Raw genomic sequence first — 18728 nt, forward strand, 5'->3', positions numbered from 1 at the left:
CGTAGGCGGTCAGAAGGTCATGGAGAACTGCGCACCGATCCCGGACGACGACACGATCGGCGTGAAGGTCGTGTTCAGCCCGCCGCGCCGTTCGGCGTAGTTGTTCAGGATCGACTGGCCGATCACCGTTCCGATCAGGGCGCCCGCCGCCATGTCGCTGACCCAGTGGTTGTGGCTGCGGATGTTCGAGGCCAGCAGCGCCCCCGCCACGACATAGGGCACCCATGAATTATCGTAGACCCCGGAATAGACCCGCGCGACCGAGAAATAGGCGGTGTAGTGGAAGCTGGGGAACGAGGTGCCAAAGTTCGAGGGCGTCAGCGACACGGGCACGGCATTGCCCCAGTTATAGGGGTTCGGACTGCGCCCGCTGCGGTCGATGACGTCGACCGGCCCGCCGTAGGACGACAGATCGCGCGACGGGCGGACCCGCCCGAACACGGGTTTCAAAAGCACCTGCGACACGAGATAGGAATAGGCGACGGCCTTGGTCGACAAGAGCGCCGCCACCTGCGCGCGTTCGTCGTTGAAGGCGATGCCATAGGCGTAGGTCGCGCCGATCCCCGCGACCAGATACTGATCTTCGACGGACAGGAACCGCAGAGGGCTCGTGCGTGTGCGCGGCACGATGGGCGGCAGGTTGAAGCCCGCGAACAGCGGTTCGACGTTGTCCTTGTAATAGGACGTGATGGCATAGTCGTTCGCCGCCAGCACACCGACGCCCAGCGCCGCCGCCCCGAACAGAAGCGGCTCGCGGAACGGAAACAGGCCGATGTCGGCCAGATCGTTCGCCACCCCTTCGACCCCGCCGATGGACTGGCCGAAGGTGCGCCCGGCCTTCTGGAACCGGTTTTCCCCCGTGTCGATGAACGCCGAGGACGGGATACCGTTGATGTAGTAGCCGCCGTGAAAGCTGGGAATGTGGTTTCCGAAGTGGAACACGTTCTGCGACCGTGCCGGCTGCGCGATCCAGAGCGCGACGAAGACCAGAGCGAAGATCAGTTTCGGAAGACAGACGCCGAACAGGCGCAGCGGACGAAAGAACATGACAATTCCTGTGGCGTTCGTTGGCCGCACTCTGTGCAACCTCTGCCGCCCGTGCAATTGTTCGCGCGCGCCAAGGCGCAAAGCGATCTCAACTGTTGTCAATCGGTCGCTTGTTTCCCTCGTGATCGAGCCCGACGAAGGTGAAGATGCCCTCGGTCACCTTCTCGTTCGTCTTGCCCTGCCCGCGCACGACCCAGGCGTCCAGCCGGACCGCGACCGATGTGGTGCCGACCCGCGCCACTTCGCCATAGATGCACAGAATGTCACCGATCTTGACCGGGCGGATGAACTTCATGGCCTCGACGGCCACGGTGGCGACCCGGCCCGACGCCCTCTCGCCCGCGATGATGCCGCCCGCGATGTCCATCTGGCTCAGAACCCAGCCGCCGAAGATGTCGCCCGCGCTGTTGACATCGGCGGGCATGGCGACGGTGCGCAGAACGGCGTGGCCCTCGGGCATGATCTCGGACATGGCGATCTCCTTTTGTGAGGGCCACCCTATAGCGGCGGGCCCGCAGAGCAAGTCGTCCATTTACATCGCCCGACGCCGCTCATAGGGTTTTTTTGATCAAAAAGACAAAACCCGACAGGAGGTCCCCGTGGACGGCTATACCGACAACGACATTTCCCATGTGGTCGAGGCCGACAAGGCGCATGTCTGGCACCACCTCGTCCAGCACAAACCGTTCGAGACGGGCGAGCCGCGTATCATCGTCGAAGGCAAGGGCATTCGCGTCTGGGACCAGCACGGGCGCGAGTTCATCGATGCCGTTTCGGGTGCGGTCTGGACCGTGAACGTCGGCTACGGGCGTGAAACCATCGCCGATGCCGTGCGCGAACAGCTTGTGAAAATGAACTATTTCGCGGGCGCCGCCGGGACGATCCCGGGCGCCATTTTCGCCGAAAAGCTGATCGAGAAAATGCCGGGGATGAGCCGGGTCTACTACTGCAACTCCGGTTCCGAAGCGAACGAGAAGGCGTTCAAGATGGTGCGCCAGATCGCGCACAAACGCTATGGCGGCAAGAAGACCAAGATCCTCTACCGCGACCGCGACTATCACGGCGGCACCATCGGCACGATGAGCGCGGGCGGTCAGGACGAGCGTGTGATGCAATACGGACCGCTCACGCCCGATTTCGTGCGCGTGCCGCATTGTATGGAATACCGCGCCGCCGATCAGGGATGGGGGGATCTCTCGGGCGAGGCATACGGACATAAGGCCGCCGACGCGATCGAAGAGGTGATCCTGCGCGAAGGCCCGGACACCGTGGGGGCGCTCTGCCTCGAGCCGATCACGGCGGGCGGCGGCGTCATCACCCCGCCCCCCGGCTACTGGGACCGGGTGCAGGAGATCTGCCGCAAATACGACGTGCTCCTGCATATCGACGAGGTGGTCTGCGGCATGGGCCGGACCGGCAAATGGTTCGGCTACCAGCATTACGGGATCGAACCGGATTTCGTGACGATGGCGAAGGGCGTGGCCTCGGGGTACGCCGCAATCGCCTGCTGCGTCACCACCGAAAAGGTGTTCGACCTGTTCAAGTCCGACCCTTCCGACCCGCTCGACCATTTCCGCGACATCTCGACCTTCGGAGGCTGCACCGGCGGCCCGGCGGCGGCGCTGGAAAACATGCGGATCATCGAGGACGAAGGGCTGGTTGAGAACGCCGAAAAGATGGGCGAGCGGCTGATTGCCAACCTCAAGGCCCTCGAAGCGAAACACGAGGTGATCGGCGACGTGCGCGGACTAGGCCTGTTTCAGGGCCTGGAGCTGGTTCGGGACCGGGGCACGAAAGAGCCGGTGAGCGAGGCCGACATCGGCAAGGTCGTCGCGGGCTGCGCCGAGCGCGGTGTCATCATCGGGGCGTCCAACCGGTCTGTTCCGGGCCTGAACAACGTCCTGTGCTTCTCGCCCGCCCTGATCGCCACGCCCGCCGATATCGACGCGATCACGGAAGCGGTGGACGGCGCTCTGACCGCCGTCTTCGGCTAGGTGCGGGCGGTTCGAAACCCCTATCGTGGCGCGGGGCTGGATCACCCGGCCCTCGCCGACATTCCCTTTCCGCTGGACGATGCCGACCCGGCCTTGGCCCGTGTGGCGCGCTGCCCGCGCCACCGGATAACGCCGCTTCTGCCAAGCGCGGACCTTGCCGATGCGGCCGGTGTGGCGCGCGTCTTCGTCAAGGATGAACGCGCGCGCATGGGGCTGGGCAGCTTCAAGGCGTTGGGCGCGGCGCATGTCATCGCCTGCGATGCCGCCGAAGGGCGGGCCGCGGGGCGCACATACGTGGCCGCCAGCGCGGGAAATCACGGTCTGTCGGTGGCCGCCGGGGCCGCCGCGTTCGGCGCGACGTCACGCATCTATCTGGCGGACACAGTGCCCGAAAGCTTCGCGGAACGCCTTCGCGCCGAGGGGGCCGAGGTGCGGCGCGCCGGGGCGACCTATGAGGAAAGCATGGCGACGGCCGAGGCCGAGGCGGCGGACGAGGGCCTTACGCTTCTGTCGGACAGCTCATGGCCGGGCTACACCGAAATGCCCAGAACCCTAATGGAGGGTTACCTGATCCTCATGGCCGAGGCCGCCAGCCAATTGCCGGAGTCGCCCAGCCACATCCTGCTACAGGCCGGCGTCGGCGGTCTGGCGGGCGCGGCGGCGGCACATGCGCGGCGCATCTGGGGCGATGACCCCGTGATCCTGGTCGTCGAGCCTGAGGCCGCCCCGGCGCTGATCGGCTCCATCGAGGCGGGCGCGCCCACCGAAAGCCAAGGGCCGGTGTCGATCATGGGGCGGCTCGACTGCAAGATGCCCTCGCTCATCGCGTTGAAGGGCCTTGCCCGCGACGCGGACTGGTTCGTGACGATCACCGAAAGCGAGGCGCAGGCCGGATGCGACCTGGTCGAGGCGGCGGGATTGCCCTCGACCCCGTCCGGCGCGGCTGGCCTTGCCGCGCTGGTCGCGGGCCTGCCGGATGAGGTCGGGACCACCCAGAAAGCCAGTATACTTACCATCCTGTCGGAAACAGCATGACCCACCCGCGCGGCTTCCCCGAAACCGAGTATTCCGAACGGCTGACGAATATCCAGTCGCGCATGGCCGAACACGACCTTTCGGCGCTGCTTCTGACCACCGAACCCGAGGTGCGATACCTCACCGGGTTTCTCACGCGGTTCTGGGAAAGCCCCACCCGCCCCTGGTTCCTCGTGGTCCCGGCCTCCGGCAAGCCCATCGCGGTGATCCCGGAAATCGGGGCGCATCTGATGCGGCAAACCTGGATCGACGACATCCGGACCTGGGTGTCGCCGGATTATACCGACGACGGCGTTTCCCTTCTGGCCGACACATTGGCCGAGGTCGCCCCGAAACGCGGCAGGATCGGCGTGCCGTCCGGCCCGGAAACGCATCTGCGTATGCCGCTTCAGGACTGGACGACGCTGCGCGACCGCCTGCCCGACCGGGTGTTCTGTGACGATGCCGCGATCCTTCGTTCGGCGCGGATGGTCAAATCCAAGGCCGAGATCGCCAAGATCAGGTGGACCTGCGGGATCGCCGAGGCCGCATTCGCGCGGGTGAACGACATCGCCGGTGCGGGCATTCCCCTGTCCACCGTCTTTCGTTCGTTCCAGTCGCTCCTGCTCGACGAAGGCGCGGATTGGGTGCCCTATCTGGCTGGCGCGGCCGCGCCGGGCGGCTATGGCGACGTGATCTCGCCCGCCACCAACGCACCGCTCGAAGAGGGCTGCGTCCTGATGCTCGATACGGGCGCGGTGTGGGACGGGTATTTCTGCGACTTCGACAGGAATTTCTCGATTGGCGCGCCATCGGACGACGTGCAAAGCGCCCATGCCCGCCTGATCGACGCGACCCATGCCGGGTTCGAAGCCGCCCGACCGGGCGCGACACCCGCCGAGGTCTATGCCGCGATGAACCTGGTCCTGACCGGCGGCGACACCTCCGTGAAGGGCCGGTTGGGCCACGGGCTTGGGATGCAACTCACCGAACCCCCGTCGCTCATCCCCGCCGACCACACGCCGCTCGTCCCCGGCATGGTGCTGACGCTGGAACCCGTGGTCGAAACGCAGACGGGCATCATGGTTCACGAGGAAAACATCGTCGTCACCGAGGATGGCGCGGACTGGCTGACCATGCCGGTCGGCCACGCGATACCACAGGTCGACCCATGAGTTTCCGGGTCTTCCCATACGAGCCGGTCGAGGTGTTTCCGACCCAGCTTGGCCTGATCGTCCTGCAATCCGACGAAACCGTGGAGCAGGATTTCCGCAGGCTGTTCGGGCCGGAGGTCGAACTGCAATTCACCCGCATCCGGTCGGGCGCGGACGTGACGCCCGAGACGCTGGCGGCGATGGAGGGCGATCTGGGGGCGAGTGCCGAGCTTCTCTGCCCATGGACCCGCTTCGCAGCGGTCGGTTATGGCTGCACATCCGGCACGGCCCAGATCGGGCGCGCGCAGGTGGCCGCCCTCGTCTCGGGCGGGGCACAGACGCGGGCCGTCACCGAACCCGTCTCGGCGCTTCTCGCCGCCTGCGCGGCGCTTGGGGTCCGGCGCATCGCCTTTCTGTCGCCCTACCTTGCGGAAGTGTCGGATCGGATCTGCAAGGTGCTCGCAGAAGGGGGTGTCGAGACACCTCTGTTCGGAAGTTTCAACGTGTCGACCGAAGCCAAGGTCGCCCGGATCGCGCCGGCGTCGATCATAGCCGCCGCCGAACGGCTGGTCGAACCCGGCGGCGTCGACGCGCTGTTCATGTCCTGCACGAACCTTCGCACGCTCGGGATCATCGACGACCTCGAAACCCGGCTTTCCATGCCCGTCTTGTCGTCGAACCTCGTCCTTGCGTGGCACATGGCGCGGCTGTCGGATGTGGCGCTGGCCCCCGGCACACCGGGTCGGCTGGCGCGGCTCTGATCCGAAACCCGCGCTTTCGTCGCAAAACCCGGACAGTCCCGCCCACATTTCACCGCATTTTCCATTTATGCCGACGTGGAAACAGTGGTTCTTTCAAGTGGCATTGGGGCTGAGATGGAACAAGTCGGCGCAGGTCAAGTCAAACCGTTCACGCTTCCGCGCATCGCCGCGCAGCCGATGGACCGGCTTGGCCTCGTCACGCTGCTGTCGTCGATCTATTTCTTCCAGATCTGGGGCCTGACAATGGGCGGCACGCCCCTGCCCGCCGCGATCCACGCGGTGTTCATGGGCTTGAGCGTCGCAGGCATAGTCATGCCGCGTCTGTGGGGCATCCTCGCGATCAACGCCTTCGCGTGGAGCGCGACCTACATCCTCAATTCGCCCGTGGCGTCGAACAACCAGACGACCTCGTTCGCGTTCTCGCTCGTCGTTCTGGGTGCGCTCTTCTACCTGCGCCCCACCGGGCCGGAGGGGCGCGAGGCGTTCTTTCACCGCATCGCCTCGGCGGGGCGACTGATCCTGCCGGCGATGTATTTCTTCGGCATCTACCACAAGATCAACATCGACTTCCTCGACCCGGCGGTGAGCTGCGCGGTCGTGCTGTACAAGGCGCTGACCACGGGTGTCGGGCTGGGCGACTGGGGGTTCGGGCACTATGGCGCGATCTACGCGACCTTCATCATCGAAGGCATCGCCATGGTCGCCCTGTTCATTCCGCGGCTCAAGACCATCGGCATCCTGATCGGCGTCCCGTTCCACATCATCATCGGTTTCACCGGATATGCCTATTACAAGGATTTCTCGACCATCGTTCTGGTGCTCTACGCGCTGTTCCTGCCGAAAGAGGTGTTCACCAACGCCCATGACGCCCTGGCCCGCTGGACCGGCAGCCGGGACACCGCGCTGAAAATCGGGCGCGGTGCGCTGGTGCTGTTCGTGCTGGCCTACGTGGCCGCGATGGGCGCGCTCTCCGCCCCCGACCGCCTGATCCCCGAAGACCGCGCCTTCATGCCGTTCTTCGCCGTCTACGCGCTGGGGTTCTATGCCTTCCTGATCCTGTTCATGCCGCGCGACGGCGGGCGCAAACAGGGCTATCGCGCAGGCTGGCTGGTGCTTATTCCGCTTCTGTACTTCGCGAACGGGTGGAGCCCCTATCTGGGTCTCAAGACCGAAAGCTCGGTGGCCATGTTCTCGAACCTTCACACAGAAGGGGGCGAGACCAATCATCTGTTCCACGGGGTTCTGCCCTTCGGCGCGTCCTATCAGTCCGACCTCGTGACCCCGATCGCATCCAACAGCCCGCAGTTCGATGCGCGCTACATCGCACCGGGATATGACCTTGTGCGCTATGAGTTGGACCGGATGCTGGCGCTGACCCCGGGGCTGGAGGTGACGGTCGCGACGGCGTCCGGGCCCGTCTCGACCGCATCGGGCTGGACGAACACCTACCTCTCCCATGGGATCGCGGCGCGGAAATTCCTGACCTTCAAGCCGGTCGACTGGACCCGCCCCAAGGTCTGTTCGCACTGATCGGGGTCAGCCCCCGATCTTGCGCCGCCCCATCAGGGTGAGCGTCGCGTTTCGGCCCGCTTTCATCACCGGATAGAGCATCCGCGCCACGCGCGGCGAGCGGAAGATATGCGCGTTCAGCCTATTGAACGCGCCGGACCCCGTGCTCATGAGCGCCAGCCGATGCACCACCTCGTCCCCGAAGTGGATCGTGTCGCCGTCGATCAGCGCCATGCCCTCGTCCAGATCGAAGCCCGCTTGCGTCACGCGGCGCGCCGCCGGGTGATCGCTGCGTGCGTCGATCAGTTCGACAGGCCCGGCCGCTTCGCGCAGACGGACCATCGCGACATAGCGCGAACAGAAAGGGCAGTCTCCGTCGTAGACGATCTGCATGGTCACTCCACCATGGCGCGTTTGGGTGCGCCGCTTCCGGACAGGCCCCGCCGCAATGCGTGCCGGGCCGGCATTTCGACCGCGCGGTAGGACAGGTCGGCGACGACACAGACGACCACGACCGCGATCAGGGCCAAGGGCAGCGTCGCCGCATCGCCCAGTCTGGCCAGCGCCATGATCGCAAACCAGTGCCAAAGGTAAAGCCCGAAACTCAGACGTCCGAGGGTCAGGAGCGGGCGGGTCGACAGAAACCGCGCCAACGGCCCGTGCCCCATAGCGACGCCGACGATCAGAAGCACGCTCGCGCCGAGCAGAAAGAGCGGCGGCAGGTTCAGGGCGATACCGCCGATCAGACCCGCCGCGGCGATCCACTGAAATCGCGTCGCAGTGCGGTCGGCCAAGGGGGCGTCGCGCAGGCACCGCCAGAGACCGGCCCCGATGAAGAACCCCGACAGCGCACGCAGCGGTGCGCGCCCGTCATAGACGTGGAAGCCGCCCCAGAGGGCCTGCATCGCCAGATAGCCGCCGACCCCGACCGCGATCAGCACGAGCGCACCGCGCGTCGAGCGCAGCAGTCCGGCAGCGACCAGAAGCGGAAACGCGAGATAGGCGACCTTTTCGGCGCTGATCGACCAGGCCGGCGGCACCGGCGCCGCGCAGGCCAGCGGCCCCCACGTGAAACTCAATGTCGCGAGTTGGGGCAGACAATCCGCATAGGCACCCGCCCCCGCCGCACCGAAGAGAACGGGCGCGATTGCGAACCAGACCAGAAGCACGACCATGTGCAGCGGCCAGAGCCGGGCCACGCGGGCCGCGAAGAACGCGCGCAACGTGGCGTTCCCCTCTGCGATCCGGTCGGCATAGACATGGGCGATCACCCAGCCGGACAGCACGAAAAACACGTCCACGAACACCCAGCCGGAGCCGAAGAACCCCGGCAGGCGCGCGGTAAGCGTGGACAGCCCCGGCACATGGTGCAGGTGGTAAAGGCACACGGACAGCGCCGCCAGCCCGCGAAACCCTTCGAACGGGGCGAGCAGCCGGGGGGTGCGTGGCACCGATGTTCGGTCCGTCGACATGCCCCGTGGTTAGGCACCAAATCGGACAATGTTGTGGCGAAATTCCGGGCCACCCCCACAAATTGTGCAACATCACGGCCAGTTGAAGCGTTTGTTCTTTGAAATAGAACACTCATGTTCTATATTTGTTCTCATCTGATGGGAGAACGTGCCATGTATGAGACCAATCCCCTGCCCCCGACCGACAAACAGTTGGGCTATGCCCGTGCCATCGCGCGCAAGCTGGACATGCCGATCCCGCGTGCCAGCCTTGAAACGCGGCAGGCTTTGTCGAGCTGGATCGACCGCAACCGCCAGCGCAGCGCCACGCAGGGCGTCGCCACGTCGCGTCAGGTCGCCTTTGCCGAGAAGCTGGCGCGGATCAAACGCCGCGCGATCCCGGACGAGTGTTTTCGCGATGCGGGGCTGATGAGCCGCTGGATCGACGCCAACAAGTAGTCAGGGCGCGAACCAGTTCATCTTTCGCACGACGGCCAGTTCCACCACCGTCGCCACGATCCGCACGAGGTGGTGAAGCGTCACGAAGGTCGGATTGGCCGCCAGCGACAGCGCGATCAGGCTCATCTCGGTGACGCCGCCGGGGGCGAAACTGATGATGAGCGTCTCGAGGCTGAAATCGGTGAGCCGCGCGACGATCAGGGAAAGGATCGCGCCGATCCCCAGCATCGACGCCCCGGACAGAAGCGACAGGCCCAGACCCGAGATCATCATCCGGCGGGTGATGCCGACGAAGCGCAGGCCAAGGCTGATGCCGACGACGACCTGCGCCGAGGCGACCAGCCAGCCCGGAATGTTGAGATCGACGATGCCGGTCGCCGTCGCCACACCGACGAGGAACAGCGGCCCGGCAAGTTGCGAGGCCGGAAGCTTGACCTTGCCGCCCAGCCAGACGCCCGCCACGGAGAACAGCATGACGAGCACCACGTCGAGCCAGATCGCGGGATCGGCGGATGTGGTGAGGCCCGCGGCGGAGCCGACCGGCTCCCCTTCGTAGATCGAGATCGCGAAGGGCAGGACCGCGACGACCACGATGATCCGAAGGAATTGCAGGATGGTCAGGACGCGGATGTCGGCCCCCGCATCCTCGCCGAAGGCGATGGATTCCAGCAGACCACCCGGTGAGCCGGAGTAATAGGCCGTCGCCCGGTCCAGCTTCCCGACCTTTCGGAAGATCAGGTAGTTCGCGCTGTGTGCGAGGACGACGAAAAGCAGGATCGCCGGAATGCTCACAAGAAGCTTCGGCGCGAGCGTCAAAAGGTCGGGCGACACCTGTGCACCGATCATCACCCCGATCACACCGACAAACAATTGCCGGAACGGGAGCGGATAGCTGTAGCCTTGGGGAAACCTGTCACCGAAGGCCATCGCTCCGGCGGCGGCCATGATGAGACTGCCCAGCATGAAGGGCAGCGGCGTTCCGATCCACTGAAACAGGAAACCCGCCGCTCCGCCCAACGCAAGAAGGCCCGAAGTGAACAGGTTATGCCGGAGCGAAGGGATACGCATGGCGTGAGGTATAGGCCCATATCCGGCAGGCGCAATGCAAGTTTGGCCGGGCGGATCAGTCGGTCAGGAACCGTTTCAGCGAATAGGCCTCCTGCCCTTCCATGAGCGGGCCTGCGGTCTGCATATGCGCCTTCATGATCGCGCGCGCGGCCTTGCCGTCGCCCTGATCCAGCGCGTCGAGCAGGCGGGTCTGATAATCGACGCCGCGCGACCACAGGTCGTGGTTGATGGGGGTGTAGAGCTTTCGATAGACCGTGATGTCGGTCAGGATCGACAGCATGAAGCCGATGAGGAACGACAGGAGCGGGTTGGTGCTTTGATCGGCCAGAAGCTTGTGGAACCGCAGCGTCGCGATGTGCTGGTCCCGTTCTTCGTCATCCGTCGTCGCGGGTTCGGAATACGAGGCGAGGATGGTGCGCAGTTCGCCAAGAACACAGGGGTTCAGATTGCCCGCCAGATCGGCCACAAGCTCGGGTTCGAGCACGCGGCGGATCTGGTAGATGTCCGAAATCGTCAGATCCTTGAAGTAGAAATAATTCGCAAGCAGTGCCTCGGCCCGTTCGGGCGAGGGTTCGTGAACGAAGGTGCCTCCGCCCGGCCCGGTGCGCGATTTCACAAGGCCCTGCGCATCCAGCAGGCGCAGAGCTTCGCGGATCGTGCCCTTGGCCATGCCGAACCGCTCGATCAGTTCCGGCTCGGACGGCAGCCGATCACCGGGCTGCAACCCTTCCTTCACGATGAAGGTCTTGATCGCCTCGGCCACCTGCGCCGGGCGGCTCAGGCGCGCGGCGTCCTTAGAGGGGGTGGAAGCAGGCGGCAAACTGGTCATCTCCGACTTGTTCTAGCGCGGGGTCACGTTCGCGGCAAACCTCGGTCGCGCGCGGGCAGCGGGTAGCGAAAGCGCAGCCCGGCGGCGGATTCAGCGGATCGGGCAGTTCGCTGTCCTTCTGTTCGGGCGCGGTGAGCGGGCGGCCCACGACCGGCGCGCTGTCGGCGAGCAGCTTGGTATAGGGGTGGCGCGGGTTCGAGAACACCTCTTCCGCCCGCCCGATCTCGACCACCGCGCCGAAGTAAAGCACGACGATGCGGTCCGACACGGCCTCCACCACCGCCAGATCGTGCGAAATGAACAGGTAGGTCAGGTTGAACTCGCTCTTGAGGCGGCGCATGAGGTTCAAGACCTGCGCCTGCACCGACACGTCGAGCGCCGAGACGGGTTCGTCCAGAATGATGATCCGGGGGCTTGCCGCCAGTGCCCGCGCGATGCCGATGCGCTGCGCCTGACCGCCGGAAAATTCGTGCGGATAGCGTTCGAGGAATTCGGGGCGCAGATTGACGCTGTCGAAAATCTCGTCGATCCGTGCATCGCGCTCGGCCCGGTTCATGCCGTGCAGGCGTTTCAGCGGCGCTTCCATGATCTGCTTGATCGTCTTGCGCGGGTTGAGCGAGGACACCGGATCCTGAAACATGTACTGAATGAGCCGCCCGAAGGCCGCCGGGTCGGCATTGTCCAATGCCTTGCCTTCGATCTCGATGGTCCCCTCGCTCGGCTCCAGCAGCCCCACCAGCATCCGCGCGAGCGTGGACTTGCCGCAGCCGGATTCCCCCACGATGCCAAGGGTTTCGCCGGTCTGCACCTCGAACGACATCGGCCGGATCGCGCGCACGCCGGGGTGCTGCCCGCCGAACAGGCCACCGGAGATGGAAAACGTCTTGGCGAGGTTGTCGACTTTGAGTGCAGCGGTCATGCGACCTCCTCCTCGGGATGGATGCAGCGCACCTTGTGGGTGCCACCTTCAAGCGCGATCTTGCCTTGCGTGCAGGCCTCGGTCGCCTTGTCGCAGCGCGGTGCGAAGGCGCAGCCCGGCGGCAGGTCCGACACGATGGGCGGCAGGCCCGGGATCGCGGCCAGTTCGCGTTTGCCGCCGCCCAGTTCCGGCACGCAGGCCATGAGCCGCGCGGTATAGGGATGGGCGGGTTTGTCGAGGATGTCTGTGGTCGTCCCCTCTTCGACGATCCGGCCGCCATACATCACCGCCACCCGGTCGCAAAGCTGCGCGACCACGCCGAAGTCGTGCGTGATGAACACGATGGCAAGGCCGCGTTCCCGCCTGAGATCGTCCAGCAGCGACAGGATCTGCGCCTGCACGGTCACGTCGAGTGCGGTTGTCGGTTCATCCGCGATGATGACCTCGGGATCGTTAGCGAGCGCCATGGCGATGCCGACCCGCTGTCGCATTCCGCCCGACATTTCATGCGGGTAGTTCCTGATCCGGCTTTCCGGGTTCGGAATGCGCACGGATTTCAGCAACTCGACCGCGCGGCGGTCCAGCTCCTTGTCCGACACCTTGTGGTGCACGCTGATCGCCTCTTTCAATTGGTCCCCCACGCGGTAGAGCGGGTGCAGCGTGGAAAGCGGGTCTTGAAAGATATAGGCGACATTGTCCCCGCGCTTCTGGCGCAGCTTCTCGAACGGCATGTCGAGCAGATCCTCGCCTTCATAGCGCACCGCCCCGCCCGTCACGACACCCGGCGGCGACGGGACCAGCCCCATGACCGAAAGGGCGGTGACCGACTTGCCGGAGCCGGATTCGCCGATCACGCCCAGACATTCGCCGGGGTTCACGTGGAGCGACACCTCGTTCACCGCCTTGTAGACGCGCGGCCCGATGTGGAACTGGGTGGACAGGCGTTGCAGGTTCAGGATGCCCTTCCGGTCGTCGGCGGGCACGTCGCCGCCCCGGTTCACGAGCGTCTGCGCGCGCGGCCGCGTCAGCGCCCCGGACCGAAGGCGGGGGTCGAGCGCATCGCGCACCCCGTCGCCCAACAGGTTGATCGACATGACGATCAGGAAAATCATGATGCCGGGGATGATCGAGGTATGCGGATCGGTGATGAGCTGCGAGCGCGCCTCGCCCAGCATCGAGCCGAGATCGGCCTGCGGCGGCTGGCTGCCGAGACCGAGGAACGACAGCCCGGCGGTCTCGAGGATCATCCAGCCCACGGTCGTGGACATGGCGATCACGATGGTCGACAGCACGTTCGGCAGAAGCTCGGTCAGGATGATGCGCGTGTGCCCCATACCGGCAAGGCGCGCGGCGTCAATGAACTCCCGCCCGGCGAGCGAAACGGTCACACCGCGGATGTTGCGCGCGAAGAACGGGATGTTCACGGCGGCCACGGCAATCAGCGCGTTGAACAGACCGGGGCCGAGGGCGGCGACGATCGCGAGCGCGAGGAGGATATAGGGAAACGCCATCAACATATCGACGCCGCGCATGATGATGTTGTCGGTGCGCCCGCCGAAATAGCCCGCGACGATCCCGATGGCCGAACCGATGGTGCCCGCAATCAGGGCAGCGAAGATGCCCACGGCCAAGGACACGCGCGTGCCGTAAAGCAGACGCGACAGCAGATCGCGCCCCAGATGGTCGGTGCCCAGAAGGTGCCCGTCCGAGAACGGGGTCATGAAGCGGTCGGCGGTGTTGGTCACGTCCGGATCCTGAAGCGGCAGGATCGGCGTCACGATGACCAGGAGCAGGATGATCCCCAGAACCACCGCGCCCAGCGCGGCCAGACGGTTGCGAAAGAGAAGCTTCAGAAACGTCATGTCTTGATCCTCGGGTCGAGGATGGACTGGGCCACGTCCACGCAGATGTTGAAAAAGACGTAGCAGGCCGCGACGAAGACGACGCCACCCTGCACCAGAAGGATGTCACGGGTCAGGATCGCGTCCACCAGCATCCGGCCCACGCCGGGCCACTGGAACACGATCTCGATGAAGACCGAACCGGACAGAACGAAGCCCGCCTGAATGCCGAGCACGGGGATGATACTGACCATCGCGGCGCGCAGCGCGTGACCGTAAAGCACCCGTCGCTCGCCGACCCCCTTGGCGCGCGCCGTTCGGATGTAGTCCTGCCTGAGCACTTCGAGCATGGCCGACCGGCTGAGCCGCGCGACGACCCCGGTGGCGACGACGGCCAGCGCGATGGCGGGCATGACGAGGTGACGCAGAAGGTCGGGCAGATCGCCCCCGCCGTAGATCGCGAACATGCCGGAGGCGGGCAGCCAGCGCAGGTTCACCGCAAAGGTGAGGATCATCATCATGCCGAGGAAGAAACTGGGCACGGAAATGCCGATCAGCACGACGAAGGTGATCGCCTTGTCCGCGAAGCCGTATTGGCGCGAGGCCGAAACGACGCCGGCGAGGATGCCCAGAAGCGAACAGAGCACCCAGGCCGTCCCGGCCAGAATGAGGGTCGCGTTGAAACGTTCGAGAATTTCGTCGATCACCGGGCGGTTCAGGCTGAACGAGCGTCCGAAGTCGCCCGTCAGCATGTTGCCGAGCCAGATGAAATACCGCGATATCAGGGGCTTATCCAACCCGAGGTCACGGTTGATCTTAGCCACGTTTTCGGGCGTCGCGTAGCTGCCCAGAATGGCGGTGGCCGGGTCGCCGGGGATCATGGCCATGATGAGAAACACGATGATCGTGATGCCAAGCAGCACCGGGATCGCCGAAATCAGTCGCTTGAGGATATAGCTGCCCATGGCGGCCTCCGCTCATGCGCCCAGCGCGGGCCATGTGTCTGAGGTTTGGCGAAAGGGTCGGGCGGGACCGGGGAGGATCGGTCCCGCCCTGTTCAGGTGAAGATCAGTTCTTCACCACATCTTCGAGCTGCAAGAGAAAGGACGGCTCGAGGATCAGGTTCTCGACGCGGTTCGAGGTGACCGCGTTCTGCTTCCAGTTCGCGACGAAAACCCACGGGGCATCGTCCTGCACGATGGCCTGCATTTCCTTGTAGAGCGCCGCGCGCTCCTCCTGATCCGTGGCGACGCGCGCCTGTGCGAGCAGATCGTCGACTTCGGGGTTCGAATAGTACCCGGAATTGAACCCGCCCTGATCCGGGAACGCCTCGGTGCGCAGCGCGAGGAACGGGAGCGTGTCGGGGTCGTTCGTCATCCACGCCATCTCGGCCATGTCAGCCTTGCCTTCCAGCCCCGGGTTCACTTCGCCCAGGAAAGTGTTCCACTCGTAGGTCTCGATCTTCACGTCGAAGCCAACGGCGTTGAGGTCGGCCTGAATGGCGGTGCCCATCGGGATCGGGTCGAGCATACCCGAACCACCTTCGGTCACGTAGAAGGTGAGCGACAGATCCTCCACCCCGCTCTCTTCCAGAAGCGCTTTGGCTTTCTCGGGGTCGTAGGGATAGGGGTCCAGCTCGTCGTTATAGGCCCATGCGAAGGCGGGCGGGGTCGGACCGGCGGCGACGTCGGCGGTGCCTTCGAGCACGTCGTTCACCAGAGCTTCCTTGTTGATCGCGTAGTTGGCGGCCTGCCGCACTTCCTTGGTGGCGAAGGGGCCTTCCTTGGCATTCAGGATCAGGAACCAGACGTGCGGCCCGGCCTGTTCGACGATGTTGTAGTCGTCGTTCTGGAATTCCGACAAGGCGGTGGGCGGCACTTCGACCATCACGTCGATCCCGCCCGACAGCATCTCGGCCACGCGGGTGTTGGCATCGGTGATCGGGCGGAAGACAACGGCATCGGTGCCTGCGGGCTCACCCCAGTAATCGGGATACTTTTCGACCACCACACGCTCGTTCGATTTCCATTCGACGAACTGGAACGGCCCGGTGCCGACCGGGTTGCGCCCGTAATCGGCGCCGCTTTCCGCGACCGCCGTGGGCGACACCAGCAAGCCGGTCGGATAAGCGAGGTTCGACAGGAACGGCGCATAGGGTTCGTTCAGGGTGAATTTCACCGTCAGATCGTCGACCACCTCCACGTTCTCGACCGCCGAGAAGAAGAAGGCGAGCGGGAACGGCCCGGTGTCGTGATAGGGGTGCTCTTCGTCCAGCATCCGGTCGAAGTTGAACTTCACCGCCTCGGCATTGAACGGCGTGCCGTCATGGAAACTGACGCCTTCCTGCAGCATGAAGGTGTATTCGGTGCCGTCCTCCGACACCTCCCAGCTTTCGGCGAGGCTCGGCTCGACCTCGAGCGTGCCGGACTTGTACTGCACCAGCCCCTCGTAGATGTTCACGACGATACGGAAATCGTTCTGTGCGGTGACGGCGGCGGGGTCGAGCGCCTTTGGCTCGGCGATCTGGCCGACGATCAGGACGCCGGGCGGCGTCTGGGCGGCGAGCGGCGCGGGCGCGAGGCCCATCCCGGTGGCAAGCGCCGCGCTGGCGGCCGCGGCGAAAAGGCCCCGGCGGGTCCAGGTCAGAAGGGTCATAAGAAGGCTCCCATGTTGGCTGTTGGACGGAATTTTCTTTCGTTATTGCGACTCAAATTATCATGATAAATTGCATCGGTCAATTTTTCATGATAATTGTGCGGTGACAGGGAGATCACATGACCTTTTCCATTCTCGCCCGCGATCCCGACTCCGGCCTTATCGGCGGCGCGGCCGCAACCGGATCGCTCTGCGTCGGGGGCTGGGTGTTGCGCGGGCGTGCGGGGGTCGGACTGTCGGCAAGTCAGGGCGCGTCGCCCTCGACGCTTTGGGGCGAGGCCGTGCTGGACGGGATGAAGGCGGGCGAAAGCGCGCGGGACGTGGTCAGCCGGATTACGACCGAAGATCGCGGGCGCGAGTTCCGTCAGCTTTCCGCCCTTGGCGTCAGCGGGCCGGGCGCGGTGTTCTCGGGTGCCTCCAACTCCCCCAAGGTCGACGATCAGGTGTTCGACGGCGGGGTGGCGGCGGGCAACCTGCTGGCCTCGCACGCCGTGGTGCCCGCGATGGTCGATGCCTACCTCGGCACATCCGGCGCCCTTGCCGAGCGCCTGATCGCCGCGCTGTTCGCCGCGCAGGACGCGGGCAGCGATGCGCGCGGGCTCTTCTCCGCGGCTCTTCTGATCGTGGGTCCGGACCGCGCACCGCTGACGCTCAGGATCGATCACTCGGAAGACCCCCTCCCCGCGCTCAGGGAGCTGCATGCGCGGGCCACCTCGGGCGACTACGCGTTCTGGGCGCGGCAGGTGCCCACGTTGAACGACCCGGAGCGGACCCTTGACTGATTGGGGCGCACTCGCCGCCGAACGTCTGGGCCGGATCGCCGCCTGTTCGGAACCCGGACCGGGGGTCACGCGCCTGCCCTTCACCCCCGAGCACCGCGCCGCGCTGGCCGAGATCAGGGGGTGGATGGAGGCCGCCGGCTTGACCCCCACCCTCGACGCCGCCGGAACGCTGATCGGTCGGCGAGAAGGCGACGGGCCCGGCACGTTTTATATGGGCTCGCATCAGGATAGCGTGCGCCACGGCGGCGCCTATGACGGAATCATGGGCGTCGCGCTGGCCTGCCTTGCCGTTCAGAATCTTGCCGAGACCGGGCGCACCCTGCCCTTCGCCGTCGAAGTCCTCGCCTTCGCGGATGAAGAGGGCGTGCGGTTTCCCACCGCTCTCATCGGCCCACGCGCGCTGGCGGGCCGTTTCGACCCCGATGTCCTGACGCTTGAAGATCGGACGGGCACGACGCTCTGGACCGCGATGGAGTGTTTCGACCTCGACCCCGACGGCATCGGCGCGCTGGCGCGCGACCCCGATCAGGCGGTCGGCTATCTGGAGGCCCATATCGAACAAGGCCCCGTGCTGGAACAAAGCGGCGAGGCGTTGGGTTTGGTCACCGCGATCTGCGGGATCGAGCGGCACGCGGTGGCCTTCTACGGTGAAACCGGACATGCGGGCACCCTTCCGATGAAATCGCGCGCCGATGCGCTCGTCGGGGCGGCGGACCTGATCTCGCTCGCCCATCACCTTGGCCGGGAAGAGGCGGATCTGCGGGTAACGGTCGGCCAGTTGGACATCGCGCCCAACGTGGTCAACGCGGTGCCGAACGAGGCGCGGCTCACGCTGGAAATCCGGTCGCCCGACGATGCCCAGCGCGAAGCGGCCGGACAGCTCCTGACCCGCAAGGCGCATGAGATCGCGGCGCGCTGGGGCCTGACCCTCGACATGCGCAAGACCTACCGCCAGACCGCGCAACCCTGCGACCCGGACATGCGCTCGGGCCTGTCGGATGCGGTGATGGCGGCGGGCGGTGCCGGGGTCGAACTGGCCTCGGGCGCCACACACGACGCCTCGGCCATGGCCGACCTCTGCCCCATCGCGATGCTGTTTCTGCGCTGCCGGGGCGGCGTCAGCCATGTGCCCGACGAATTCGCCAGCCCCGCCGACATGGGTCTCGCCGTCGAGGCGATGGCGCATTTCCTTGCCAACCACAGGCCGACCTGACCCTTTCCCATCCGCACCGGTCTGGGCTATGT

At 65.5% G+C, this 18728-nt stretch carries 18 protein-coding genes; 8 read left to right on the forward strand and 10 right to left on the reverse strand.

The window, feature by feature from the left end; translation table 11 throughout:
- Positions 1 to 9: 9 nt before the first annotated feature.
- Positions 10 to 1047, reverse strand: coding sequence for a phosphatase PAP2 family protein (locus tag HOY44_RS02185; protein ID WP_287432763.1), 1038 nt, complete (start codon positions 1045 to 1047; stop codon positions 10 to 12).
- A gap of 88 nt (positions 1048 to 1135) precedes the next feature.
- Positions 1136 to 1519, reverse strand: a complete 384-nt coding sequence (locus tag HOY44_RS02190) for an acyl-CoA thioesterase (protein ID WP_287432764.1) — start codon at positions 1517 to 1519, stop codon at positions 1136 to 1138.
- A 127-nt stretch (positions 1520 to 1646) separates the two neighbouring features.
- Between HOY44_RS02190 and HOY44_RS02195 the strand changes: the two genes are divergently transcribed.
- From HOY44_RS02195 to HOY44_RS02215, 5 genes are all read left to right on the forward strand, one after another.
- Complete coding sequence (locus HOY44_RS02195) at positions 1647 to 3041, forward strand: aminotransferase family protein (RefSeq protein WP_287432765.1); 1395 nt, start codon at positions 1647 to 1649, stop codon at positions 3039 to 3041.
- Positions 3042 to 4076, forward strand: a complete 1035-nt coding sequence (locus HOY44_RS02200) for a pyridoxal-phosphate dependent enzyme (protein ID WP_287432766.1) — start codon at positions 3042 to 3044, stop codon at positions 4074 to 4076.
- The gene (locus HOY44_RS02205) at positions 4073 to 5230 is read left to right on the forward strand and encodes a M24 family metallopeptidase (protein ID WP_287432767.1); all 1158 of its coding nucleotides are present in this window, start codon (positions 4073 to 4075) and stop codon (positions 5228 to 5230) included. Before HOY44_RS02200 ends, HOY44_RS02205 begins: the two co-directional genes overlap by 4 nt.
- Positions 5227 to 5970 (forward strand): maleate cis-trans isomerase family protein, encoded by a 744-nt coding sequence (locus HOY44_RS02210; RefSeq protein WP_287432768.1) that lies wholly within the window; start codon positions 5227 to 5229, stop codon positions 5968 to 5970. Before HOY44_RS02205 ends, HOY44_RS02210 begins: the two co-directional genes overlap by 4 nt.
- Positions 5971 to 6084: 114 nt before the next feature.
- On the forward strand, positions 6085 to 7500 hold the full coding sequence (locus HOY44_RS02215) for a hypothetical protein (protein ID WP_287432769.1): 1416 nt from the start codon (positions 6085 to 6087) through the stop codon (positions 7498 to 7500).
- 6 nt (positions 7501 to 7506) lie between these two features.
- On the opposite strand, the gene HOY44_RS02220 is transcribed toward HOY44_RS02215, so the two are convergent.
- Both HOY44_RS02220 and HOY44_RS02225 read right to left on the reverse strand, forming a co-directional pair.
- Positions 7507 to 7872 (reverse strand): thiol-disulfide oxidoreductase DCC family protein, encoded by a 366-nt coding sequence (locus tag HOY44_RS02220; protein ID WP_287432770.1) that lies wholly within the window; start codon positions 7870 to 7872, stop codon positions 7507 to 7509.
- A gap of 2 nt (positions 7873 to 7874) precedes the next feature.
- A complete protein-coding gene (locus tag HOY44_RS02225) occupies positions 7875 to 8930 on the reverse strand; it encodes an acyltransferase family protein (RefSeq protein ID WP_287432771.1) in 1056 nt (351 codons plus the stop codon).
- 174 nt (positions 8931 to 9104) lie between these two features.
- Between HOY44_RS02225 and HOY44_RS02230 the strand changes: the two genes are divergently transcribed.
- Positions 9105 to 9389 carry a hypothetical protein gene (locus HOY44_RS02230; protein WP_008335290.1) on the forward strand — a complete coding sequence of 95 codons (285 nt, stop codon included), beginning with the start codon at positions 9105 to 9107 and terminating at the stop codon, positions 9387 to 9389.
- Here HOY44_RS02230 and HOY44_RS02235 read toward each other — a convergent pair whose 3' ends face one another.
- The 6 genes from HOY44_RS02235 to HOY44_RS02260 form a co-directional block, all read right to left on the reverse strand.
- Positions 9390 to 10457, reverse strand: coding sequence for an AbrB family transcriptional regulator (locus HOY44_RS02235; protein WP_008335291.1), 1068 nt, complete (start codon positions 10455 to 10457; stop codon positions 9390 to 9392). It abuts the gene before it with no gap.
- Positions 10458 to 10512: 55 nt separating this feature from the next.
- Positions 10513 to 11277 carry a FadR/GntR family transcriptional regulator gene (locus HOY44_RS02240; RefSeq protein ID WP_287432773.1) on the reverse strand — a complete coding sequence of 255 codons (765 nt, stop codon included), beginning with the start codon at positions 11275 to 11277 and terminating at the stop codon, positions 10513 to 10515.
- A complete protein-coding gene (locus HOY44_RS02245) occupies positions 11252 to 12205 on the reverse strand; it encodes an ABC transporter ATP-binding protein (RefSeq protein ID WP_287432774.1) in 954 nt (317 codons plus the stop codon). Before HOY44_RS02245 ends, HOY44_RS02240 begins: the two co-directional genes overlap by 26 nt.
- On the reverse strand, positions 12202 to 14067 hold the full coding sequence (locus HOY44_RS02250) for a dipeptide/oligopeptide/nickel ABC transporter permease/ATP-binding protein (RefSeq protein WP_287432775.1): 1866 nt from the start codon (positions 14065 to 14067) through the stop codon (positions 12202 to 12204). Before HOY44_RS02250 ends, HOY44_RS02245 begins: the two co-directional genes overlap by 4 nt.
- Positions 14064 to 15011, reverse strand: a complete 948-nt coding sequence (locus HOY44_RS02255; protein ID WP_008335306.1) for an ABC transporter permease — start codon at positions 15009 to 15011, stop codon at positions 14064 to 14066. The genes HOY44_RS02250 and HOY44_RS02255 overlap by 4 nt, the downstream gene beginning before the upstream one ends.
- A 103-nt stretch (positions 15012 to 15114) precedes the next feature.
- Entirely contained in the window at positions 15115 to 16701 is a 1587-nt protein-coding gene (locus tag HOY44_RS02260; RefSeq protein WP_287432777.1) for an ABC transporter substrate-binding protein, read from the reverse strand.
- A 119-nt stretch (positions 16702 to 16820) separates the two neighbouring features.
- Here HOY44_RS02260 and HOY44_RS02265 point away from each other — a divergent pair, with 119 nt between their 5' ends.
- Together HOY44_RS02265 and HOY44_RS02270 are read left to right on the forward strand one after the other, a co-directional pair.
- Complete coding sequence (locus tag HOY44_RS02265; RefSeq protein WP_287432779.1) at positions 16821 to 17483, forward strand: DUF1028 domain-containing protein; 663 nt, start codon at positions 16821 to 16823, stop codon at positions 17481 to 17483.
- Complete coding sequence (locus tag HOY44_RS02270) at positions 17476 to 18696, forward strand: M20 family metallo-hydrolase (protein WP_287432781.1); 1221 nt, start codon at positions 17476 to 17478, stop codon at positions 18694 to 18696. The genes HOY44_RS02265 and HOY44_RS02270 overlap by 8 nt, the downstream gene beginning before the upstream one ends.
- Positions 18697 to 18728: the final 32 nt, after the last annotated feature.

The sequence above is a fragment of the Maritimibacter sp. genome (assembly GCF_016774595.1).
Lineage (GTDB): Bacteria > Pseudomonadota > Alphaproteobacteria > Rhodobacterales > Rhodobacteraceae > Maritimibacter > Maritimibacter alkaliphilus.

Coding starts and splice junctions, on each gene's coding strand:
- HOY44_RS02185 (WP_287432763.1), bottom strand. CDS start 1,047: ATGTTCTTTCGTCCGCTGCGCCTGTTCGGCGTCTGTCTTCCGAAACTG.
- HOY44_RS02190 (WP_287432764.1), bottom strand. CDS start 1,519: ATGTCCGAGATCATGCCCGAGGGCCACGCCGTTCTGCGCACCGTCGCC.
- HOY44_RS02205 (WP_287432767.1), top strand. CDS start 4,073: ATGACCCACCCGCGCGGCTTCCCCGAAACCGAGTATTCCGAACGGCTG.
- HOY44_RS02210 (WP_287432768.1), top strand. CDS start 5,227: ATGAGTTTCCGGGTCTTCCCATACGAGCCGGTCGAGGTGTTTCCGACC.
- HOY44_RS02215 (WP_287432769.1), top strand. CDS start 6,085: ATGGAACAAGTCGGCGCAGGTCAAGTCAAACCGTTCACGCTTCCGCGC.
- HOY44_RS02220 (WP_287432770.1), bottom strand. CDS start 7,872: ATGCAGATCGTCTACGACGGAGACTGCCCTTTCTGTTCGCGCTATGTC.
- HOY44_RS02230 (WP_008335290.1), top strand. CDS start 9,105: ATGTATGAGACCAATCCCCTGCCCCCGACCGACAAACAGTTGGGCTAT.
- HOY44_RS02235 (WP_008335291.1), bottom strand. CDS start 10,457: ATGCGTATCCCTTCGCTCCGGCATAACCTGTTCACTTCGGGCCTTCTT.
- HOY44_RS02245 (WP_287432774.1), bottom strand. CDS start 12,205: ATGACCGCTGCACTCAAAGTCGACAACCTCGCCAAGACGTTTTCCATC.
- HOY44_RS02250 (WP_287432775.1), bottom strand. CDS start 14,067: ATGACGTTTCTGAAGCTTCTCTTTCGCAACCGTCTGGCCGCGCTGGGC.
- HOY44_RS02255 (WP_008335306.1), bottom strand. CDS start 15,011: ATGGGCAGCTATATCCTCAAGCGACTGATTTCGGCGATCCCGGTGCTG.
- HOY44_RS02260 (WP_287432777.1), bottom strand. CDS start 16,701: ATGACCCTTCTGACCTGGACCCGCCGGGGCCTTTTCGCCGCGGCCGCC.
- HOY44_RS02265 (WP_287432779.1), top strand. CDS start 16,821: ATGACCTTTTCCATTCTCGCCCGCGATCCCGACTCCGGCCTTATCGGC.